This is a genomic window from Duganella sp. CF402 (genome assembly GCF_900109645.1).
Classification (GTDB): Bacteria; Pseudomonadota; Gammaproteobacteria; order Burkholderiales; family Burkholderiaceae_D; genus Rugamonas.
On the sequence record NZ_FOBG01000001.1, the window covers coordinates 3,049,066 to 3,069,561 of the forward strand.

A 20,496-nucleotide genomic window follows, 5' to 3' on the forward strand; every position below is an offset into this window, starting at 1 on the left:
CATGAAACTTACCCAGATCAGCCATTTGCTGGCCATCGCCGAGAAAGGCAGCGTGCGGGCGGCGGCGCGCCACCTTGATGTCAGCCAGCCGCAGCTCACCCGCAGCATGCAGGAGCTGGAACACGAGCTGGGCGTGACGCTGTTCGAGCGCGGCACGCGCGGCGTGGTGCTGACCCAGGCTGGCCAGCGCTTCCTGGTGCGGGCGCAGACCATCAGCAGCGAGGTGCGGCGCGCGCACGAGGAGATTGCGCAGCTGCAGGGCGATACCGCCGGCCTGCTGCAGGTCTGCATGTCGACCGTGCCGCACATTGCGCTGTTCCCGTATGCGTTGAAAGAGTTCCGCGCGCGCTATCCGCACGTGGTGATGGATTTGCGCGACGGCGTGTTCCCCAACGCCGAACCGCTACTGAAGAGCGGCACGCTGGATTGCTACATCGGACCGGTACCGGACCTGCCGCCGGGGTCGGACCTGATCGTTGAAAAGCTGTTCGACAACACGCGCGTCATCATGTGCCGGCGCGGCCATCCGCTGCGCAAGGCGACGTCGCTGAAAGAATTGAAAGATGCGGAGTGGGCCACCACGTCGGTCACGCACAAGGCTTACGAAGAACTGGGGCCGTTGTTCGCACAGCACGGCCTGCCGCCGCCACGGCTGGTGATGCGCGCACATTCAACGCTGACCTACATCACCGCCATCGCCTATTCGGACTTGCTGCTGATGCTGCCGGTGCAGTGGGCGGAATTTGAAATCACGCGCAACGCGCTGGAGATCATAAAGGTGAAGGAAACGCTGCAAGCGGCGCCGATCTGCATCGTGCGCCGCGCCGACCTGCCGCTGACGCCAGCCGCCGAATACTTCTGCGACATGATCCGCCGCGCCAGCGCCCACCTACTGGCGGCACGCGGCAAAGTGTGATCAGGCGGTGTGATACAGCTCTTCGAGCTCTTCGCGGCGCGGAGTGTCGGCCAGGTGGAGGATCAGGGTGGTGTTGAGGTCGTGCGCGGGATGGATGGCGCGGTGCTGGGCGAACCAAAAGGCTTCTTCCAGTTCTTCGTCCTCGTGCGAGGTGACGTAGACGCGCTTCGCTTCCGGCACGTCTTCATAGTTGACGGCTTCCTGCGCGGCGTCGTCGATCGCTTCGCGCCACTGGTCGCAGTCCTTGCCCCACGCCAGCGCATACATGCAGCCTGATTCGATCAGCCAGCGGGCGGCGTCCCACATCATGCTCTCGTCCACATCGGCTTCGACTACAACGATGGCTTTGAACTGGCGCAGGCCTTCCAGCGCAGGCAGCTCGCTGGAAGGGGAAAGATGAAGATATTTGACGGTGGAATTCAGCATTCCGGCATTCTCGCCGGATCCGCCGAATCCCGCAAGCTACAGCTTAAAACGGATCCAGCGCTACGGTGAATTTGCCGCTGGCGTCCAGCGCGCCCATTGTGTAGCCCTGCCAGCCTGGATAGGCTTGCGGCTCCCAGTAGAACACGCCCAGGCCGTTCGAGCCCAGCGCCTTGGTCTTGGTCAGCAAATCCGCCAGCATGGCTTTCGAGGTGGCCGCCTGGGTCCAGTCCATGCCCACTTCAGTCACCATCACCGGCTTGGCATAGCGCGACACCATGTCCCACATATTGGTCGAGATCTTGTTGTTGTAGTTGGCCCAGTCCGACGCCGGCGGATAGTGCGACATGCCGATCACGTCCCACTTGGCGCCGGCCGCTTTCACGCCGTCGAAGAACCAGCGGAACAGTGCGTTGTCATAGCCGTTCGAAATATGCAGGATCACCTTGCTGCTCGGGTACACCGCCTTGGCCGCGTTGTAGCCGTTGTTGATCAAGCCGGACAGGTTGCTGAAGCTGGTGGTCTTCCCTTCCGGCCACAGCATGCCGCTGTTGATCTCGTTGCCGACCTGCACCCACTCGACCGTGATGCCGTTGGTCTTCAGGTAATTCAGGATGCCGTAGGTGTGGTTGTAGACATCGGTGTTCAGCTGCGCCAGCGTATGGCTGGACCAGGCGGCAGGCTTGGTCTGCTGGCCCGGATCGGCCCAGCTGTCGCTGTAGTGGAAGTCGATCAGGATGCGCTGGCCTTGCGCTGCTGCGCGCTTGGCCTTGTACAGCACGTCCGCGCCATCGTTCCAGCCGCCGCTTGGGTTGACCCACACGCGCAGGCGGATCGCGTTCACCTGCAGGTTCTTCAGCAGCACGAATGGATCGGTCTTGACGCCGCTGCTGTTGTAGAACGAGTAGCCGCTCGATTCCTGCTGGCTGACCCAGCTCACATCGGCCCCATTGGCAAAGGTGGCGCTGCGCGCGGACAGGGCGAACGCCAGCCCGCATGCTGCGAGCAGCAATGCTTTCAATTTCATATTGTCTCCAGTGTTGTAGTTTTTAAGGGATGAACACACCCCTGCCGCTACACGCGGCATCTTGCAAACAGCGGGTTACAGCAGAGATGTCTGGTTAGCCGAAGCGGCCGGCAGGCACGCCGGCCACGTCCAACCGCACGGCAAACACGGCGCCGGTCAGCGGATGCGCTGCCAGCTGTTCGGGCGTGTTGTCTTCACGTGCGGTGGTGATGTACAGGGTCTTGAGGTCGGCACCGCCGAAGGTGCACGAGGCCGGGTTACGCACCGGCACGGCGATCGCCTCCAGCAGTTCACCTTCGGGCGAATAACGGCAGACGCGGCTGCCGCCCCATTGTGCGATCCACACGCAGCCTTCGCTGTCGACCGTCATGCCGTCCGGCGAGCCTTCGCCTTCGCCGAACTGGCGCCACACGCGCGGCGCGCCCAGCGTGCCGTCGGCGGCCAGCGGGTAGGCGTAGGTGCGGCCTTCGTAGCTGTCGGTGTGGTACATGGTGGCGCCGTCCAGGCTGAAGGTCGGGCCGTTGCAGATGTGGTAGTCGTTGTCGTGCGCGTGCAGCGCGTGGTCGGTATCGAGGCGGAACAAGGTGCCGATGGCTTGCGCGTAATCGGTGTTGTGCATCGAACCGGCCCAGATGCGGCCGGCGCTGTCGACCTTGGCGTCATTCATGCGCAAGCCGCTGCCCTCCGGGAACGGACGGTGCAGGTATTCGATGCGCAGCTCCGGCTCCAGCCACACGCGGGCAATGCCGTCGCGCAGGCCGGCCATGAAACCGTCGCCGTCGCGGCGCGCGATCAGCCAGCAGATGTAGTCGGGCATGGCCCAGCTGCGGCGTTCGCCGCTGGTCACGTCCTGCGCATGCAAGGTCTGGTTCTTCAGGTCGACAAAGTACAGGCGGTTCTGTTCCGCCACCCACAGCGGGCCTTCGCCCAGTTGCGCGCCTACTTCCCACAGACACTGCACGTCATGCTTGCTCATCGATTTGTCCCGTTATTTTAGAAAGCCGTCATCATACGGCCAAAGCGCGCCAGGTGTTCACGAAGGACTCGGCACGCTCCTTCAGCTGGCCCAGCGTTACGCCCGGGGTGTACAGGGCGCCGCCGATGCCGAAGCCGGTGGCGCCGGCTTTCACCCAGGCCGCCATCGTGTCCGGCGACACGCCGCCCACCGGCCACACCGGGGTGCCGGTGGGCAGCACGCTCTTCAGCGCCTTGACGCCGCCGTAGCCAACCGACTCGGCCGGGAAAATCTTCAGCGCGTGCGCGCCCGCGTCCAGCGCGGCGAAGGCTTCGGTCGGCGTGGCCACGCCCGGCGCGCAGTACATGCCGAGTTCGGCGGCGCGGCGGATCACAGCCGGCACGCAGTTTGGCGACACCAGCAGGCGGCCGCCCGCCGCATACACGGCTTCCACGTGTGCGACGGTCAGCATGGTGCCGCCGCCGACCAGCGTATCCGGCAGGTTCAGCTGGACGATGGCGGCAATCGCCTCGATCGCGCCCGGACGGTTGAGCGGCACTTCCAGCGCCCGGAAACCGGCTGCATGCAGCACCTTGGCGACATCGACCGCCTCGGCAGGGGCGAGGCCGCGCAGGATGGCGACCAGTGGCGTAGTTGGATGGGAGAGCGTAGTCATAATCAAGCCTTGAGGAATTGGGAAATTGCGGTGCAATACACCTGATGTGGGTCGAGCACCGCGCACTTCAAGCCAAAGTGGCGAGCCGCGAGGTCATAGCGCGCGGCCAGGGCCGGCGAACCGATCACGGTGATGCCCAGCCCTTCGGCCGCGCGTGCGGCGGCGGCAAACTCGGCGCCGATCAGCAGGCCGCTGATGGTGGCCGCCGCCTGCTGTGCCGGCGCCGAACGCGACACCACACCGGCGCGCACGCGAAACAGCGAATTCGATAATGGTTCGTTGCGGGCCGCCTGGGTCAGGCCGGTGGCAAAGCCTTCGGCGTCCGAGGTGTCGCCGTCCATCATGGCCGACAGCGTGCCGCCCTTGGACAGCATGGCGAACAGCTCGCCCGTCATGTAAGTGGCAAAGGACTGGATCACGCCGTCGCGCAGCAGCACCCACTTGCTGTGGGTGCCGGGCAGCACGATCCAGCCATCGCGATGGCCAAGCGCAACCGCGCCCAGCAACTGGGTCTCTTCGCCGCGCATGACGTCGGCGGAGGCGCCGTTGCGGTAGACATAGCCGGGGACGATGTGGCTGCGACCGGCCCAATCCGGGTCGGTGACGGCGGCCAGGTGCTGCGGCAGCTGCTCCAGCGGCACCGAGGCATCGAGATAGTCGACTTCCTGCCAGCCCGAGGCGCTGCCGACCATGCCGGACATAATCACCGGCACATCGGACGGCAGCTGCATCGCCTCCAGCACGCCGGCCAGCGAGGCGCCGAACTTGTCGCGCCCGCCCACGGCCAGCATGCCCTGGCTGTCTTCATGCTCGGCCAGGCAAGCGCCGGTGTGATCAATCAGATAAGCGCGACGATTGCTCGTGCCCCAATCTATCCCCAGAATGTTCTTATTCACGAAGCGTATCCTTTACTAAGCTGCAACGATGGTACGAAAAACCCCACGCCACAGCCAATGAATTATCTCGCGGGATGAATACCAAAATGGTATAGGGAAGGCCTCAAAAAGTTGCCCCTGAGGTGCCTTTGGTTTAGTATGGCCGACAATAAAAATGTTTCATCCTCCCCCTCATGGAATTAAGCAAGCAGTCCTCCCGCAAACTGATCGTCGCCGGTGCCGCGACGGCTGCGGTGACGCTGGGTGTAGCCGCCTATTTTATTGGTTCCACGCCGGCCGAGTCGCAGGTAACGCTCAAGGTGCCGATGTCGGCCTCGGCGTCGGCCAGCGCCAGCAAAGCCGCCTCCGCCGCCAAGGCCGCGCCGTCCGCCACGCCGCAACGCCCGGCCGAGGTCAAGGATCCGGCGCCGCCGGCCGAACCAAAGCCTATCCGCAGCAAGGAGCAAGGCGCTGCCGCCCTGATGGCGCTGCCGGAGCTGCAGGCATGGTCGGCCCTGATCGAGAAGAACACCGGCGGCAAGGCCCACGGCGGCCTGCTGGAATACGATCCGATGCCGCGCAAGCTCAATGGCAAAAGCTATTGGCAGTTCAGCTATGTGGAGAATAGCGCCGAGTCGGCGCTGCGCTGGGAAAGCTTCCTGGTGTCGTCCAACGACGATGAAATCCTGGTGGAAGACGCCACCAACGACGAAGTTATCAGCCTGGCACGCTGGCGCCGCGAGAAGCATCCGTCCAAGCGCACCAGCGTCGGCAACTAAGTGGCCAACTAAGCCGCCTTCTGCACCGGCGCCGTTTTAACGACGGCGCCGCGTACCTGCCCTACCCACAACACCGTCAACACCGCCATGCCGGCGGCGATCCAGCCATTCATGCCGTAGCCGGCGATATGGCCGGAGGCTTCCGTATGCAAGGTCAAGCCGCCCAGCAAGGCGCCCAGCCCGGTGCCCACTTGCTGGATGGCGGCGTTCGCGCTGAGGAAAGCGCCGCGCCGGGTCGGATCCGGCACCGTGGTCATCAGCGCCTGCATCGGGATATTGCGCCCCGAGGCCAGCACCATGAAGAACGGGAAGAACAACACCACCCCCACCAGTGGCAGCACCGGGATATGGGTGATGAACAGCACCGGCAGGATGAACAGCAGTGAGACGGCGCGGTACACCTTCTGCGCGCCATAACGGTCGGACCACTTGCCGATCCGGCGCGCGGTGAAGAAAGTCGCCAGCCCGCCGGCCAGATACACGTAGGTGATCTCCGCCGGCTTCAAGCCGACGTTGCTGACCAATACGGGAGAGATGAACGGAATCACCATCATGCCCGTCATCATATTCACCACGGAAAGCAGGAACGCCTTGAGGTGCATCGGCTCCTTGTACAGCGCGATCAGGTTGGGCAGCATCGCCGACAGCGGCGCGCGGTTGGCCAGATGTCCATCCAGCGGCGGCAGCACGCGCGCGGCCAGCAGCAGGATCGGCAGCGAGCAAACCACCAGGATGTAGAACGGCGAGGCCCAGCCATAGTGCGCGGCCAGCATCACGCCGGTCGGCACGCCGGCCACCGAGGCCAGGCTGAACGAGGTCATCACCACACCGGTGGCGGCGCCGCGCCGATGCGCCGGGATCAGGTCGCCGATGATGGCCATGACGATGGCGCCGAGAATGCCGCCGGACAGACCGGCAAAGGCGCGCGACAGCACCAGCACGTGGAAGTTGGGGGCGGCGGCGCACGCCAGGTTGGATAAGGTGAACAGCGCGAACACCGTCAGCAGCAGCTTGCGGCGGTCGAAGCGGTCGATGTACATGGCGGCGGCCAGCCCGGAAATGCCGGCGCACCAGGCGTAGGCCGACACTGCGCCCGAAACGGCGGCCGGTTCGATCTGGAAGGCCTGCATCAGTTGCGGCGCCAGCGGCATCATCACCATAAAGTCCATGATGACGGTGAACTGGGTCAGCGCCAGCAGCCACAGCACAAGGCGCTCGCGCGCCGGGGTCAGTTCGCTACTCATAAGGCGTTGATATCGGCTACCGCCTGGCGCAGGATGGCGCGGATTTGCTCGATTTTTTCAGGATTGTGATTGGACGCGCGGGCCTGCTCGATGGCCGCGTGTTTCAGCTCGTGCATGGCGTTGCGCAGGCCTTCGCGGTGCTCGTCGGGATCCGCCAGGCGGGCCAGGATGGCGTCCACGAACTGGCGGTTCTCGGCCAGGAAAGCCTCGCCTTCGGGGGTGATGGTGTGCAGTTTCTTGTTGCCGTCGGCCGAGGCCAGCACGTGGCCCATGTCCAGCAGCAGGGACAGCAGCGGATAGATGGCGCCGGGGCTCGGCGTGTAGCCGCCGCCCGAGCGCTGTTCCAGCTCCTTGATAATTTCGTAACCGTGACGCGGTTTCTCCGCAATCAGTTGCAACACGACATAGCGCATGGCGCCAGCGTCGAACATTTTAGGTCCACGCATGATGAGCTCCTTTAAGATATAACTTATTACGATATATCTTAACCCATTTTACCGCGCATCACAACATTAAATGAGATTGATTATCATTTACAAATATTTACTATCTCATTACAATGCTTTTTTTGCATGTAAACGAGGATAGAAAATGCAGTTGAAAAGTTTGGCAGTATTGTTAGCGCTGGCGCCGGTGGTGCACGCGGAGGAAGACCAGCAGCTGCAAGTCATCAAAGTGATCGGCGCACGCGACGATGGCAGCAACTACGTGACGCGCAGCTCGGGCGGCGCCACCAAGACCGATATGGACCTGAAAGACGTACCGCAAACCGTCAACGTCATCCCTGCCGCCGTCATCAAGGACTTGCACGCCACCTCGCTGCAGGATGCGCTGAAGACCGTGCCGGGCGTCGGTCTGTCCACCGGCGACGGCCAGCGCGATCAGGTATTCATCCGTGGCTTCACCGCCATCGGCGACCAGTTCGTCGACGGCTTCCGCGACGACGCGCTGTATTTCCGCGACCTGTCCAACATCGAACGGCTGGAAGTGGTCAAGGGCCCGGCGGCCGTGCTGTACGGCCGAGGCTCGTCGGGCGGCCTGGTCAACCGGGTGACCAAGCAACCGGGCACCGACGTCAATGACATCGCGCTGAGCCTGAGCGACCACGCCGGCCGCCGTGGCGAAATCGACTTCGGCCGCGCTGGCGACACCGCCTCCTGGCGCCTCACCGGCGCGCGCGAAAAGGCCGACAGCTTCCGCGCGCAGCAATTCCTCGACCGCACTGCCCTCGCCCCGTCGCTGGCGCTGCGCCTTGCCGCCGATACCAAATTGCTGCTGCAAGCCGACTACCTGGAGGACCGCCGCCTGACCGACTTCGGCATCCCTTCGTACAACGGCCGCCCGGTCAACGTCGATCCGGCCACGTACTTCGGCGCTGCCAACGCGCGCCAGGCCGACTACAGCCAGTCGCGTGTCGTCTCCGGCGCCGCCACGCTGACGCACAAGCTCGACCCCAGCCTGTCGCTGCGCAACGGCCTGCGCTACTACGACTACTCGCTGGACCGCAACAACACCAACATCTCCGGCAACATCAACGAAGTGGCGGCCACCATGTCGCTGGGCCACTCCAAACTGGCGCGCAAGGAACACGGCTGGTTCAACCAAACTGAGCTGACGCAGAAACTGGCCACCGGTGGCATCCAGCACGAGCTGCTGTACGGCGTGGAATTTGGCCAACAACGCAAGGACGCGGCCTCCAATGCCGCTGTAGTGGTAGCAACCGGAGTATCGATCTTCAGCCCGGTGTTGCCGCAAGTTGATCCCGCCAGGCTGGGCGCGCGCACCGACACCTTCGGCACCTATAAAACCTCGGCCGCCTACGTGCAGGACGCGCTGGTGTTCAGCGATGAATGGAAGGCGCTGGCCGGCGTGCGCTACGACGGCTTCAAGCAAGAGTCGCGCATCGTCAACGCGGCTGGCGTGGCCACCAGCCTGGGCCGCACCGACAACAACTGGAGCCCACGCGCCGGCCTGGTGTGGCAGCCGAGCCAGCAGCAATCCTACTACGCGTCGTGGAGCCGTTCATTCCAGCCGAGCGGCGAGAACTTCGCGCTGGCCGCCAACAACGCCGATCTGGCGCCGGAAATCACCCGCAACGCCGAAGTCGGCGGCAAATATGACCTGTGGGGAGGCCGCGCCAATGCGACCGTGTCGCTGTACCGCCTTGAACGCGCCAACATCAAGGTGACCGATCCGCTGACCAACCGTATCGTCCCGATCGGCAAGCAGCGCTCGGACGGTCTGGAGCTGACCTTCAGCGCCGACCTCGGCAACGCATGGAAGGTGCTGGCCGGCTACGCCTACACCGACGCCACCGTGATCGACTCGGTGGCCGTCGACACCAGCGTCAACCAAGCGGGCAAAACCGTGGCGGCGCAGATTCCAGTGCTGGGCAAGCACGCCACGCTGACTGCGCGCAATAGCGGCAACCTGTGGCTGACCAGGGAACTGGGATATGGTTTCAAAGTGGGTGGCGGGATCAATGCGGTTGGGAGCCGCTTTGCCAACACCGGCAACACGGTTACGCTGCCAGGCTATGTAACGGCGGATGCGTTGCTGGCGTACCAGCAGGCCAAATACGAAGTGCAACTCAACCTGAACAACATCGGCGACCAGCACTACATCGTCTCCGGTCACGGCTCCAGCCCTAACCTGAGCCTGCCGGGTGCACCGCGCAGCATCGCCCTGACGCTGCGCTACAAGCTGTAATCAGCCGTCCAGGTGGGAGATCAGCAGGCGGCGATTTTCAGCCGAATCGCCGGTCTTGTGTTCGACCACCAGGCGCGAATTCTGCGCGTCCAGCGAGATACCCACCGACAGGATGTCGATCAGCAGCAGCTGCAGGATGCGCGAGATCATCGACAGGAAGGTGGTGCTGTCCTCGGTGTGGTCCACCGTCAGGCACACGCTGGCCTTCTTCGCCAGCGGTGAATTGCTCGAGGTGATGGCGATAACGTCCGCCCCCGCCGCACGCGCCGCGTCCACTGCCGCCAGCAGGTCCGGCAGCTTGCCCGAGTTGGAGATCGCAATCACCACGTCGCCCGGTTTCAGCAGCTCGGCGGCCAGCGTCAGCAAGTGCGAGTCGCCGTAGGCGGCGGTCGGAATGCGGAAGCGGAAGAATTTGTGCTGGCCATCCAGCGCCACCACGCGCGAATTTCCCATCGCGTAAAACTCGACGCGCTTGGCCTTGGCCACCAGTGCGATGGCCTTGTCCAGCGAACGCACGTCCAGCTGGTCGCGGAATTTCAAAATCGCGGAAACCGTATTATCGATTACCTTGGCGCTCAGGTCGTGCGTGCTGTCGCTGACGCGCACCTGGCTGTGGCGCACAGGGATGGCGCCGGTCAGGCTCGACGCAAACTTCAGCTTGAAGTCCGCCAAGCCGAGGAAGCCGAGCGAGCGGCAGAAGCGGATCACGGTCGGCTGGCTCACTTCCGCCAGACGCGCGATATCGGCAATCGGCTCGTTCAGCACAAGGCGCGGCTGTTCCAGCACCAGCTGCGCGACGCGCTGCTCGGCCGGGGTCAGCTCGTGCTGCAGATGCTGCACGCGCTCCATCAAGGTGTTGGCGCCGCTGCGGCCGCGCAGGTGTTCGGACAAAATCGTCGCCACGCCGTAGAACGCCGGGTTCGGCGTGGTGATGACATAGGTTGGAATCTCGGCCAGGTAGCTGGTGAAACGGCCCTTGGCTTCAAAGCGCGCACGGAACGGCGAGGTAGTGAACCACTCGCCCAGGCGCGGCACAATGCCGCCCCCGATGAACATGCCGCCGAATGCGCCCAGCGTCACGGCCAGGTTAGCGGTGGCGCCGCCCAGCATGGCGCAGAAGCATTCCAGCACTTCGAGGCACAGCGGGTCTTTGTCGGTCAGCGCGCCGGAGATGATTTCTTGCGAGGTCAGGTCACGCACCTGGCGGCCATTGCGCTTGGCGATGGCGCGGTAGATGATTTCCATGCCGGGACCGGAGATCAGGCGTTCGGTCGAGACGTGCGACCAGGTCTGCCATGCGTATTGCAGGATGGCGTATTCGCGCTCGTCGGCCGGGGCGAAGTTGGTGTGACCGCCCTCGGAACCGAGGGTGACGAAACCGTCGACGGTCGGGATCACGCCCGATACGCCAAGACCGGTGCCCGGTCCCAGCACGCCGATCACGGAATTCGAGGCCGGCTTGCCGCCGCCCACCTGCATCAGGTCCGCCGGCTTGAGGCCCGGCAGCGACATCGCCAGCGCGGTAAAGTCATTCACCACCAGCAGCGTGTGCAGGCCCAGGGCGCGGCGCACTTCGTCGGTGGAGAATTCCCAATCGCGGTTGGTCATGCGGATGTAGTCGCCGCTGACCGGATTGGCCACCGCCAGCGCGGCGTGATTCAGGTTCACGCCGGTGTGGTCGGCCAGGTAGGACCGCAGCATGGCCACAATGTCAGGATAATCGTCGCATTTCAGGACGCGCACCGCGCGGAACTCGCCCGGCGCGGTCTGCAGGGCGAAGCGGGCATGGGTAGCACCAATGTCGGCCAGCAGGCGCGGGCCGTCCGCAAAGGCGGTGCGATTGAGTTTTTGATCCACTTCTGCTTGTTTCATCGTCGGTTCAGTCAAAACAGTTGGCGGAAGCATACCTGAAATGTTGAGTTCCCACTACGGTCATTCCGGCGTAGGCCGGAATCCATACTGAGTCGGCGTCCCCGCAGAAATTGGTTCCCGGCCTCCGCCGGGACGACGTGCTATTGTCCGTAGCCGAACCACGCGCCGAAGGCCGGCAAAGTCACCTTGCCATCCGCCGCGCTGCCCGGCAGGCCGTAGCCTTGCAGCGGTTCGGCGCCGGCGCTCTGCGGCAGGTCCACGGTTTGCGCTTCGCCACTCAAGTTGAAGACGGCGAGGATGCTGCGCTCACCGGCCAGGTCGCGGCGCAGCGCCAGCACCTGATCCTGCGTATCGAAGAAGGCGATCTCGCCGCGCAGCAGCTGCGGGTGCTTGCGGCGCCACGCGATGAAAGCGCGGGTGAAGGCCAGCGACGATGCCGCATCCTGCTCCTGCACCGAGGCCGCCTTGGCCAGATGGTCCGGCGATACCGGCAGCCACGGTTTGCCGGTGGTAAAGCCACCATTGGCTTCATTGGTCCAGGCGATCGGCGTGCGGCAGCCATCGCGGCCCTTGAACTCCGGCCAGAAGGTGATGCCGTACGGGTCTTGCAGCAGCTCGAACGGCACGTCGGCTTCGGCAAACGCCAGCTCGTCGCCCTGATACAGGCACGGCGTGCCTTTCAGCGACAGCTGCATCGCCAGCGCCAGCTTGGCGAAAGCCTGCGGCGCTTCCGCACCACCCCAGCGCGAAGCCACACGCTGAACGTCGTGATTACCGACCGACCACGAAGCCCAGCCGCCCTTCACGCGTGCTTCAAATGCTTCCACTTGCTTGCGGATGTAGTGCGAGGAGCACTGCGGCACCAGCAGGTTGAAGCTGTAGGCCATTTGCAGCTTGTCGCCGCCGGCGGTGTACTCGGCCATCACGGCCAGCGAATCGTCCGCACCCACTTCGCCGATCGACACGGCCTTGTATTCATCCAGCAGCGCGCGCAGCTTTTGCAGGAACGGCAGGTTTTCAGGGCGGGTCTTGTCGTAGATGTGGGCCTGCATGCCGTATGGGTTCACGTCCGACACGGTGGCGGTGTCGCGCACGGTGGCCGGCGGATTGCTGCGCAGCTCCTTGTCGTGGAAATGGAAGTTGCAGGCGTCCAGACGGATGCCGTCGACCCCGCGCTCCAGCCAGAAACGCAGAGCATCAAGGTGGGCCTGCTGTACTTCCGGATTGTGGAAGTTGAGCTGCGGCTGGCTGACCAGGAAATTGTGCATGTAGTACTGGCGGCGGCGCGTATCCCACTGCCATGCCGAACCACCGAAGACCGACATCCAGTTGTTTGGCGGATTGCCGTCCGGCGCCGGGTCGGACCAGACGTACCAGTCGGCTTTAGGATTGTCGCGGCTCGAGCGGCTCTCCTTGAACCATGCGTGGTCTTCGGCCGTGTGGGCCATCACCTGGTCGATCATGATCTTGATGCCGAGGCTATGCGCCTTGGCGATCAGCACGTCGAAGTCGGCCAGGGTGCCAAACAGCGGATCAACGTCGCAGTAGTCGGAAATGTCGTAGCCGAAGTCCTTCATCGGCGATTTGAAGAACGGGGAAATCCAGACGATGTCCACGCCCAGCGATGCGATATAGTCCAGCTTTGCCGTAATCCCCGGCAAATCGCCCACGCCGTCGCCGTTGCTATCCATGTAGCTGCGCGGGTAAACCTGATAGATGATCGCGTCGCGATACCAGTCTGGAGTGTGCGGGGAGACTTGAGTAAGTTGCTTAGTCATAAGAGAATCCGGGGTTGGCGTGCTGGTGGGATTGGTTTTGTAGATAATATACATCACGAAAACAGATTTTTCAATCAGCAACAGGCTTAACGAAAATCACAAATAATCGTTAAAAAACAAATACTTGAGTGTTTTTACAAGAATACTTGAGATAAAAAATAGTAGTCAAACTACACACCACAGGAGCAATCTAGTGAGCAATAACACCGGCAACGGGCCGATGCCCCGGCAAATTCCCTACATCATCGCCAACGAAGGCTGTGAACGTTTCAGCTTCTACGGCATGCGCAATATCCTGACGCCTTTCCTGCTCAGTACCCTGTTGCTGTTCATTCCCATCGGCGACCGCACGGCGGAAGCCAAGCACGTATTCCACACCTTCGTGATCGGCGTCTACTTCTTCCCACTGCTGGGCGGCTGGATTGCGGACCGCTTCTGGGGCAAGTACAAGACCGTGTTCTGGTTTAGCCTGATCTACGTGGCGGGCCACGCCTGCCTGGCGATTTTCGAACACGACCTGACCGGTTTCTACACCGGCCTGGCGCTGATCGCATTCGGCTCGGGCGGCATCAAGCCGCTGGTAGTGGCGTTCGTCGGCGACCAGTTCGACCAGACCAACAAGAACCGCGCCAAGGTGGTGTTCGACGCCTTCTACTGGATCATCAACTTCGGCTCCTTCTTTGCATCGCTGCTGATGCCGGTGTTCCTGCGCGACTACGGCCCGGCCGTGGCCTTCGGCATTCCCGGCATCCTGATGGCGATTGCCACGCTGGTGTTCTGGGCCGGCCGCAAAAAGTACGTGCACGTACCGCCGGCCGCGCCGAATCCGGATTCCTTCAGCAGCGTGGCGCGCACAGCCCTGCTGGCGCGTGCTGACGGCCAATCGCGTCCAGGCCTGATGGTCGCCGGCGCCGGCGCAGTGGCAGCGGTGATCTCGCTGTGCATGACGCCATCATGGGGCTTCGTGATTGCGGCTTGCACGGCGCTGGTGCTGGTGCTGGCGTTTGGCGGCATCGGCGTGTCGATGCAACTGGAACGCGCGCGCGGCATTCACACCGATGAAGCAGTGGAAGGCGTGCGCGCCGTGCTGCGCATCCTGATCGTGTTCGCGATGATTACGCCGTTCTGGTCCCTGTTCGACCAGAAGGCCTCGACCTGGATCGTGCAGGCCAACTCGATGGACAGCCCGTTGCTGTCGATCTTCGGCTGGGAATTCAAACTGCTGCCGGCGCAGATGCAGGCGGTCAATCCGATCCTGGTGATGCTGCTCATCCCGTTCAACAACCTGGCCCTGTTCCCGTTAATGCGCATGGTCGGCATCACACCGACGCCACTGCGCCGCATGGGTCTTGGCATCGCGCTGTCGGCGTCGTCGTGGGTAGTGATCGGCATGATTCAGCTGTCGATGGATGGCGGCGACCACGTCTCCATCCTGTGGCAGCTGCTGCCATATGCGCTGCTGACTTTGGGCGAAGTACTGGTCTCCGCGACCGGCCTGGAATTCGCGTACAGCCAGGCGCCGACGTCGATGAAAGGCATCATCCTCAGCTTCTGGTACCTGGCAGTCACGGTCGGCAACCTGTGGGTACTGATCGTGAACTCGGGCGTGAAAAACGACGTGGTAGGCGGCTGGATCGCCGGCAGCGGTTTAAGCCCGATCGCCTTCCAGATGTTCTTCTTCGCCGCCTTCGCCGCAGCCGTCGCCGCCCTGTTCGCAATGTACGCCCTGCGCTACAAGATGGTCGACAACTACCGCAAGACGTAAGCGAAGTATCAAAACTACAGATTCTGGAGTACCATAGCCGCCAAATTAAGGGGTAAATTGCAGATTTTGTAGCTGCACTACCTAAATCTACGGTTTTGGAGACGGAATATGGGTGGCTCGCGCTGGGCAATAGTTGGCTTGGGAGGCGCGCTGGCGCTGGGTTCTTTGACGGCGTCGGCAGCACCGGCCCTGGCGGATTGCGATGGCGCGTTTGCCACCACGCTGCACGCGGCCCCTGCCTCTGATGCGCGGGCCTATTGGCTCAATCGTCAGCTGCTCAAGTGGCCGGGCGCCGATGCAGCCAGTGGCGTGTTCAAGCTGTACTTCTCCGCTACCGCCCAACTACGCGCCACCGCTGGTGCACGCGTTGCGGGTGCGGACGGCGCTATTGCGCTGTCGCGCTTTGATGGCGCGCTGCCAGCCGATATCGCACAGCGCTTCAAGTTTGTCGGCAACGGCGCTGTACTGGCCGTGGCAGCGGGTGATGCGGCGCGCGTGCCAGCGGCTCTACAGCAGCAGGCCTTGCTCGTGCTGGAAGCGGAAGACGGCACGGTGCGCGATGCCACCGCGCTGCAGCTCGCCGGCGCACTCGATGATATTTATGCCAGCGCAGCCAAGGCCGATGATCTCGGCGTCACTGTCGGTCTGCGCGATGCAGGCTTCAAGCTGTGGGCGCCGACTGCGCAGAATGTAGCGCTGTGTACCTACGATAACGGCACCGGTAAGGCCAACACCATCACGCCGATGGTGCGCGACGAAGCGACCGGCATTTGGTCCGCACGCGCCGGCGCCGATGGGCAGTACTACCAATACCTCGTGGACGTAGTCGCGCCGGGTGCTGGCCTGGTGCGCAACCTCGTTACGGACCCGTATTCCATCAGCCTGACCACCGACTCGAAACGCAGCTACATCGCGGACCTCGGCGCGGCAAAGCTGAAGCCTGCCGGCTGGGACAAGACGCCGTCGCCAAACAAGGTGGCCGCGCAAACCGACATGACGGTTTATGAACTGCACGTGCGCGATTTCTCGATCAATGACAGCACCGTCAGTGCGCCACATCGCGGCAAGTACGCGGCATTCACCGAGACCAGATCGAATGGCATGAAGCACCTCGCCGCCCTGAGCAAGGCCGGCATGACCGATATCCACCTGCTGCCTGTGTACGATATCGGCAGCGTGCCGGAACAAGGCTGCGTCGCACCTAAGATTCCGGCCGCCGCGCCGGATAGCGAAGCACAACAAGCTGTCATTGAGCAAATCAAATTCAAGGACTGCTACAACTGGGGCTACGACCCGTTCCACTACAGCGCGCCGGAAGGCAGCTACAGCACCGATCCCGCCGACGGCGCCAGACGCATCGTCGAATTCCGCCAGATGGTGCAGGCCCTGCACAAGACCGGCTTGCGCGTCGGCATGGATGTGGTCTACAACCACACCTACATCGCCGGCCAGAGCGAGAAGTCGGTGCTGGACCGCGTGGTCCCAGGCTACTACCACCGCCTCAACGCCAAGGGCGACATCGAACGCTCCACCTGCTGCGACAACACCGCCACCGAAAACCTCATGATGGGCAAGCTGATGGTGGACTCGGTCGCGCTGTGGGCTAAACAGTACAAGATCGATTCCTTCCGCTTTGACCTGATGGGCCACCAGCCACGCGCCGCGATGGAACAAATCCAAGCCCGCGTTGGCAAACAAATTCACCTGATCGGCGAAGGCTGGAACTTCGGCGAAGTCGCCGACGGCGCGCGCTTCGTGCAAGCGTCGCAGCTGTCGCTGAACGGCAGCGGCATCGGCACCTTCAGCGACCGTGGACGCGACGCCGTGCGCGGCGGCGGCGCAGGCGACAGCGGCGGGCAGTTGATCTCGCAGCAAGGCTACATCAATGGTCTGATCTACGACGCCAACGAGCAGGCAGGTCAACGTCCGCTGGCCGACCTGCTGCACGCTTCCGACATGGTGAAGGTAGGACTGGCCGGCACCATCCGCAGCTACCCGCTGACCATAGCCGACGGTCGCACTGTCGCGCTGCAGGACATCGTCTATGGCGGCAACCAGCCGGCCGGCTACGCCAGCGAGCCGGGTGAAACCGTCAACTATGTGGAGAACCACGACAACCAGACCCTGTACGACATCAACGCCTTCAAGCTGCCGCAAGCCACCACCGCACGCGAACGCGCGCAAGTGCAGATGCTGGGCGCCGCCATCAACGCCTTCAGCCAGGGCGTGGCTTACTTCCACGCGGGCTTCGACATCCTGCGCTCCAAATCACTGGACCGCAACAGCTTCGAATCAGGTGACTGGTTCAATCGACTGGACTGGAGCTACAAGGACAACTACTACGGCACCGGCCTGCCTCCGGCCGCCGACAACGGCAAGGACTACGCGCTGATCAAGCCACTGCTGCGCAACGCGAACATCAAGCCGGCAGCAGCGGATATCGCCTACGCCCGCGACGCCTTCCGCGACCTGCTGGCCATCCGCTCCAGCAGCGCCCTGTTCCGCCTGCGCACGGCAGAAGATATCAAGCAGCGCCTGCGCTTCTTCAACACCGGCCCGTCGCAAGTACCGACCGTGATCGCCGCGCACATCGATGGCAAGGGCTATCAAGGCGCACGCTTCAAATCCATCACCTACCTGATCAACGTCGACAAGGTGGCGCAGCGCATCACGGTGGCGGAAGAAAAAGGCCGCTGCTACCAGCTGCATCCTGTCCACACCAGCATGACCGCAGCGGACAAACGCGTGGCCTCGCAAGCCAAGTACGACAAAACCACCGGAACCTACGTCATTCCAGCACGCAGCGCGGTGGTTTTCGTTGAAAATTAATGGATGCGAAAAACATCCATCCTGATCCTGTTCTTGCTGAGTGCCTGCGGCGGCGGTAACTACGAGCCGCAGGCCAATCGCGCGCCGGTCGCCAACGCCGGCCCGGCGCAAACCGTGGCCGCCGGCACCTCGATCAAACTGGCCGGCAGCGGCACGGATGCCGACCAGGATATCGTCCTGTATTCATGGACGCTCACCAAACCCACGGGCAGTAGCGCGACCCTGCTAAACTACCACGTCGCTACCCCGACCTTTTTCGCCGACCTGCCGGGAACCTATGTCGCCACCTTGGTTGTCAATGACGGAAAGCTCGATAGCGCGCCTTCTTCCGTCACCATCACAGCCAACTAGGACATGAAACCGCATACGCTCGCACTGCCTACCCTGTTGATAGCACTCACCGCCTCGGCGGCGCCGATCAAGGATCCGGTCGAATGGATCAACCCTCTCATGGGCACTGCGAGCAAGCCCGAACTCTCCAACGGTAATACCTACCCGACCATCGCCCTGCCGTGGGGGATGAACTTCTGGACGCCGCAAACTGGCAAGATGGGCCACGGCTGGACCTACACGTACGACGCCGACAAAATCCGCGGCTTCAAGCAAACGCATCAGCCATCGCCGTGGATGAACGACTACGGCCAGTTCGCCATCATGCCGGTGACGGGGAAGTTACGCTTCACACAGGATAACCGCGCCAGCTGGTTCTCGCACAAGGCGGAAACCGCCAAACCCTACTACTACAGCGTGTACCTGGCCGACGCCGACGTCACCACCGAGATCACACCGACCGAGCGCGCCGCGCAGTTCCGCTTCACCTGGCCCAAGACCGATGAGGCTTACGTGGTGGTGGACGCTTACGATAAAGGCTCCTACATCAAGGTCTTGCCGGAGCAGCGCAAGATCGTCGGCTACAGTACGCGCTACGCGCGCGGCCCGCTACCGAAAAACTTCAAGAACTACTTTGTCATCTACTTCGACAAGCCGTTCACCTCCACTCGCATCTGGAGCGGCGACAAGCTGGTGGAAGGCGTGACCGAACTGGCCAGCAACCATAGCGGCGCCGTGGTCGGCTTCAAGACCGAAAAAGGCGAGAAGGTCGGCATGCGCGTGGCGTCCTCCTTCATCAGCGAAGAGCAGGCCGAGTTGAATCTCAGGCGCGAACTGGCCAACGATAGCTTCGACACCACCGCGCAAAAAGGCAAGGATGTGTGGAACAAAACGCTGAGCCGCATCAACGTGGAAGGCGGCAGCGACGAGCAGACCCGCACCTTCTATTCCAGCTTGTACCGCATGCTGTTCTTCCCGAATAAGCTGTACGAGATCAACGCGGAGAACCAGATCGTCCACTGGAGCCCTTACAACGGCGAGATCCTGCCTGGCTATATGTTTGCCGGCACCGGTTTCTGGGACACCTTCCGCGCGCTGTATCCCTTCCTGAACCTGATGTACCCGTCGATCAACCGCGAGATGCAGGCCGGCTTGGCCAACGACTACAAGGAAGGCGGCTGGCTGCCCGAATGGTCCAGTCCCGGCCTCGCCAACGTCATGATCGGGAATAACTCGGCGTCGGTGGTGGCGGAGGCTTACATCAAAGGCCTGCGCGGCTACGACATCGAAACGCTGTGGCAAGCGCTCAAGCACGGCGCCGGCAACGAGGGGCCGATGGACGCCGTCGGCCGCAAAGGCGTCAACTACTACAACGAGCTGGGTTACGTACCCTACGACGTCAAGATCAACGAGAACGCCGCGCGCACGCTGGAATACGCCTACGACGATTTCGCCATCTATCAGTTGGGTAAGGCGCTAGGCAAACCGGAATCGGAAATCGCCATCTACAAGCAGCGCGCCTTGAATTACAAGAAGCTGTTCGATCCGGAGACGGGCCTCATGCGCGGCAAGAACAAGGATGGTAGTTTCCAGTCGCCGTTCAACCCCTTCAAGTGGGGCGATGCTTTCACCGAGGGAAATAGCTGGCATTACACGTGGTCAGTGTTCCAGGACGTGCATGGCTTGATGGAGTTGATGGGCGGGCGCGAGAAATTCGTCGCCAAGCTCGATCAGGTATTCACGCTGCCGCCGGTCTTTGACGAGAGCTACTACGGGGAAGTGATCCACGAAATCCGCGAAATGCAGATTGCGAACATGGGCCAGTACGCGCACGGCAACCAGCCGATCCAGCACATGATTTATTTGTACGGCTATGCAGGTGCGCCGTGGAAGACGCAGTACTGGGCGCGCGAAACCATGAACCGCTTGTACAAGCCGACGCCGGACGGCTACTGCGGCGATGAGGACAACGGCCAGACTTCGGCGTGGTATGTATTCTCGGCGCTGGGCTTCTATCCGGTGACGCCAGCCGTGCCGCAATATGTGCTTGGTGCGCCGCTGTTCAGGAAGGCCACGCTGACACTGGAGAATGGCAAGCAGATCGTCATCAACGCACCGGCTAATAGCGACAACAAGCGCTATATCGGCGCGTTGAAGGTGAACGGCAAGCCTTACAACCACAACTGGCTCGATCACAAGGCGCTCACGCAAGGCGCGGTGCTGGACTTCGACATGCGCGCCGCGCCGAACACGAAGCGCGGCGTGAGCAGCGCCGACGCGCCGTACTCGCTGTCGACGGCGCCCTCGCAGTAATCGCG

16 protein-coding genes are annotated in these 20,496 nt (G+C 62.7%); 7 read left to right on the forward strand and 9 right to left on the reverse strand.

The genetic code is table 11. From position 1 onward, the window contains the following. Position 1 precedes the first annotated feature (1 nt). Positions 2-916: a LysR family transcriptional regulator gene (locus BMZ70_RS13705; RefSeq protein ID WP_092275057.1), complete on the forward strand. Its 915-nt coding sequence runs from the start codon at positions 2-4 to the stop codon at positions 914-916. On the opposite strand, the gene BMZ70_RS13710 is transcribed toward BMZ70_RS13705, so the two are convergent. The 5 genes from BMZ70_RS13710 to BMZ70_RS13730 form a co-directional block, all read right to left on the reverse strand. Further along, positions 917-1,342: a DUF7684 family protein gene (locus BMZ70_RS13710; RefSeq protein ID WP_092275060.1), complete on the reverse strand. Its 426-nt coding sequence runs from the start codon at positions 1,340-1,342 to the stop codon at positions 917-919. A 43-nt stretch (positions 1,343-1,385) separates the two neighbouring features. Then, on the reverse strand, positions 1,386-2,366 hold the full coding sequence (locus BMZ70_RS13715) for a glycoside hydrolase family 53 protein (RefSeq protein ID WP_092275063.1): 981 nt from the start codon (positions 2,364-2,366) through the stop codon (positions 1,386-1,388). Between the two features lie 94 nt (positions 2,367-2,460). Next, positions 2,461-3,342, reverse strand: coding sequence for an SMP-30/gluconolactonase/LRE family protein (locus BMZ70_RS13720; protein ID WP_092275066.1), 882 nt, complete (start codon positions 3,340-3,342; stop codon positions 2,461-2,463). A 31-nt stretch (positions 3,343-3,373) separates the two neighbouring features. Continuing rightward, positions 3,374-3,997: a 2-dehydro-3-deoxy-6-phosphogalactonate aldolase gene (locus tag BMZ70_RS13725; RefSeq protein ID WP_092275069.1), complete on the reverse strand. Its 624-nt coding sequence runs from the start codon at positions 3,995-3,997 to the stop codon at positions 3,374-3,376. A gap of 2 nt (positions 3,998-3,999) precedes the next feature. Continuing rightward, a complete protein-coding gene (locus tag BMZ70_RS13730; protein ID WP_092275072.1) occupies positions 4,000-4,893 on the reverse strand; it encodes a 2-dehydro-3-deoxygalactonokinase in 894 nt (297 codons plus the stop codon). Positions 4,894-5,066: 173 nt separating this feature from the next. On the opposite strand from BMZ70_RS13730, the gene BMZ70_RS28870 reads away from it, so the two are divergent. Further along, positions 5,067-5,651 carry a hypothetical protein gene (locus BMZ70_RS28870; protein WP_229205399.1) on the forward strand — a complete coding sequence of 195 codons (585 nt, stop codon included), beginning with the start codon at positions 5,067-5,069 and terminating at the stop codon, positions 5,649-5,651. An 8-nt stretch (positions 5,652-5,659) separates the two neighbouring features. On the opposite strand, the gene BMZ70_RS13740 is transcribed toward BMZ70_RS28870, so the two are convergent. Continuing rightward, positions 5,660-6,895, reverse strand: a complete 1,236-nt coding sequence (locus BMZ70_RS13740; protein ID WP_092275074.1) for an MFS transporter — start codon at positions 6,893-6,895, stop codon at positions 5,660-5,662. Next, complete coding sequence (locus BMZ70_RS13745) at positions 6,892-7,341, reverse strand: PadR family transcriptional regulator (protein WP_092275077.1); 450 nt, start codon at positions 7,339-7,341, stop codon at positions 6,892-6,894. The genes BMZ70_RS13740 and BMZ70_RS13745 overlap by 4 nt, the downstream gene beginning before the upstream one ends. A gap of 145 nt (positions 7,342-7,486) precedes the next feature. Between BMZ70_RS13745 and BMZ70_RS13750 the strand changes: the two genes are divergently transcribed. Then, positions 7,487-9,604 carry a TonB-dependent receptor gene (locus tag BMZ70_RS13750; RefSeq protein ID WP_092275080.1) on the forward strand — a complete coding sequence of 706 codons (2,118 nt, stop codon included), beginning with the start codon at positions 7,487-7,489 and terminating at the stop codon, positions 9,602-9,604. On the opposite strand, the gene BMZ70_RS13755 is transcribed toward BMZ70_RS13750, so the two are convergent. After that, entirely contained in the window at positions 9,605-11,476 is a 1,872-nt protein-coding gene (locus BMZ70_RS13755) for a glucokinase (protein WP_092275082.1), read from the reverse strand. A gap of 140 nt (positions 11,477-11,616) precedes the next feature. Further along, positions 11,617-13,254, reverse strand: coding sequence for an alpha-glucosidase (locus BMZ70_RS13760; RefSeq protein ID WP_092275084.1), 1,638 nt, complete (start codon positions 13,252-13,254; stop codon positions 11,617-11,619). Positions 13,255-13,474: 220 nt separating this feature from the next. On the opposite strand from BMZ70_RS13760, the gene BMZ70_RS13765 reads away from it, so the two are divergent. From BMZ70_RS13765 to BMZ70_RS13780, 4 genes are all read left to right on the forward strand, one after another. Continuing rightward, a complete protein-coding gene (locus BMZ70_RS13765) occupies positions 13,475-15,019 on the forward strand; it encodes a POT-type proton-dependent oligopeptide transporter (protein ID WP_092277833.1) in 1,545 nt (514 codons plus the stop codon). A 108-nt stretch (positions 15,020-15,127) separates the two neighbouring features. Beyond that, positions 15,128-17,848, forward strand: a complete 2,721-nt coding sequence (locus BMZ70_RS13770; protein ID WP_092275087.1) for an alpha-1,6-glucosidase domain-containing protein — start codon at positions 15,128-15,130, stop codon at positions 17,846-17,848. A 3-nt stretch (positions 17,849-17,851) separates the two neighbouring features. Further along, on the forward strand, positions 17,852-18,199 hold the full coding sequence (locus BMZ70_RS13775; protein WP_092275090.1) for a PKD domain-containing protein: 348 nt from the start codon (positions 17,852-17,854) through the stop codon (positions 18,197-18,199). A 3-nt stretch (positions 18,200-18,202) separates the two neighbouring features. Next, positions 18,203-20,491 carry a GH92 family glycosyl hydrolase gene (locus tag BMZ70_RS13780; protein ID WP_092275093.1) on the forward strand — a complete coding sequence of 763 codons (2,289 nt, stop codon included), beginning with the start codon at positions 18,203-18,205 and terminating at the stop codon, positions 20,489-20,491. Positions 20,492-20,496 lie beyond the last annotated feature (5 nt).

Bases quoted from the DNA above. Each gene is read 5' to 3' on its own strand.
- BMZ70_RS13745 (WP_092275077.1), bottom strand. From the start codon at position 7,341: ATGCGTGGACCTAAAATGTTCGACGCTGGCGCCATGCGCTATGTCGTG.
- BMZ70_RS13765 (WP_092277833.1), top strand. From the start codon at position 13,475: ATGCCCCGGCAAATTCCCTACATCATCGCCAACGAAGGCTGTGAACGT.
- BMZ70_RS13710 (WP_092275060.1), bottom strand. From the start codon at position 1,342: ATGCTGAATTCCACCGTCAAATATCTTCATCTTTCCCCTTCCAGCGAG.
- BMZ70_RS13755 (WP_092275082.1), bottom strand. From the start codon at position 11,476: ATGAAACAAGCAGAAGTGGATCAAAAACTCAATCGCACCGCCTTTGCG.
- BMZ70_RS13780 (WP_092275093.1), top strand. From the start codon at position 18,203: ATGAAACCGCATACGCTCGCACTGCCTACCCTGTTGATAGCACTCACC.
- BMZ70_RS13760 (WP_092275084.1), bottom strand. From the start codon at position 13,254: ATGACTAAGCAACTTACTCAAGTCTCCCCGCACACTCCAGACTGGTAT.
- BMZ70_RS13725 (WP_092275069.1), bottom strand. From the start codon at position 3,997: ATGACTACGCTCTCCCATCCAACTACGCCACTGGTCGCCATCCTGCGC.
- BMZ70_RS13770 (WP_092275087.1), top strand. From the start codon at position 15,128: ATGGGTGGCTCGCGCTGGGCAATAGTTGGCTTGGGAGGCGCGCTGGCG.
- BMZ70_RS13740 (WP_092275074.1), bottom strand. From the start codon at position 6,895: ATGAGTAGCGAACTGACCCCGGCGCGCGAGCGCCTTGTGCTGTGGCTG.
- BMZ70_RS13775 (WP_092275090.1), top strand. From the start codon at position 17,852: ATGCGAAAAACATCCATCCTGATCCTGTTCTTGCTGAGTGCCTGCGGC.
- BMZ70_RS13705 (WP_092275057.1), top strand. From the start codon at position 2: ATGAAACTTACCCAGATCAGCCATTTGCTGGCCATCGCCGAGAAAGGC.
- BMZ70_RS28870 (WP_229205399.1), top strand. From the start codon at position 5,067: ATGGAATTAAGCAAGCAGTCCTCCCGCAAACTGATCGTCGCCGGTGCC.
- BMZ70_RS13750 (WP_092275080.1), top strand. From the start codon at position 7,487: ATGCAGTTGAAAAGTTTGGCAGTATTGTTAGCGCTGGCGCCGGTGGTG.
- BMZ70_RS13715 (WP_092275063.1), bottom strand. From the start codon at position 2,366: ATGAAATTGAAAGCATTGCTGCTCGCAGCATGCGGGCTGGCGTTCGCC.
- BMZ70_RS13720 (WP_092275066.1), bottom strand. From the start codon at position 3,342: ATGAGCAAGCATGACGTGCAGTGTCTGTGGGAAGTAGGCGCGCAACTG.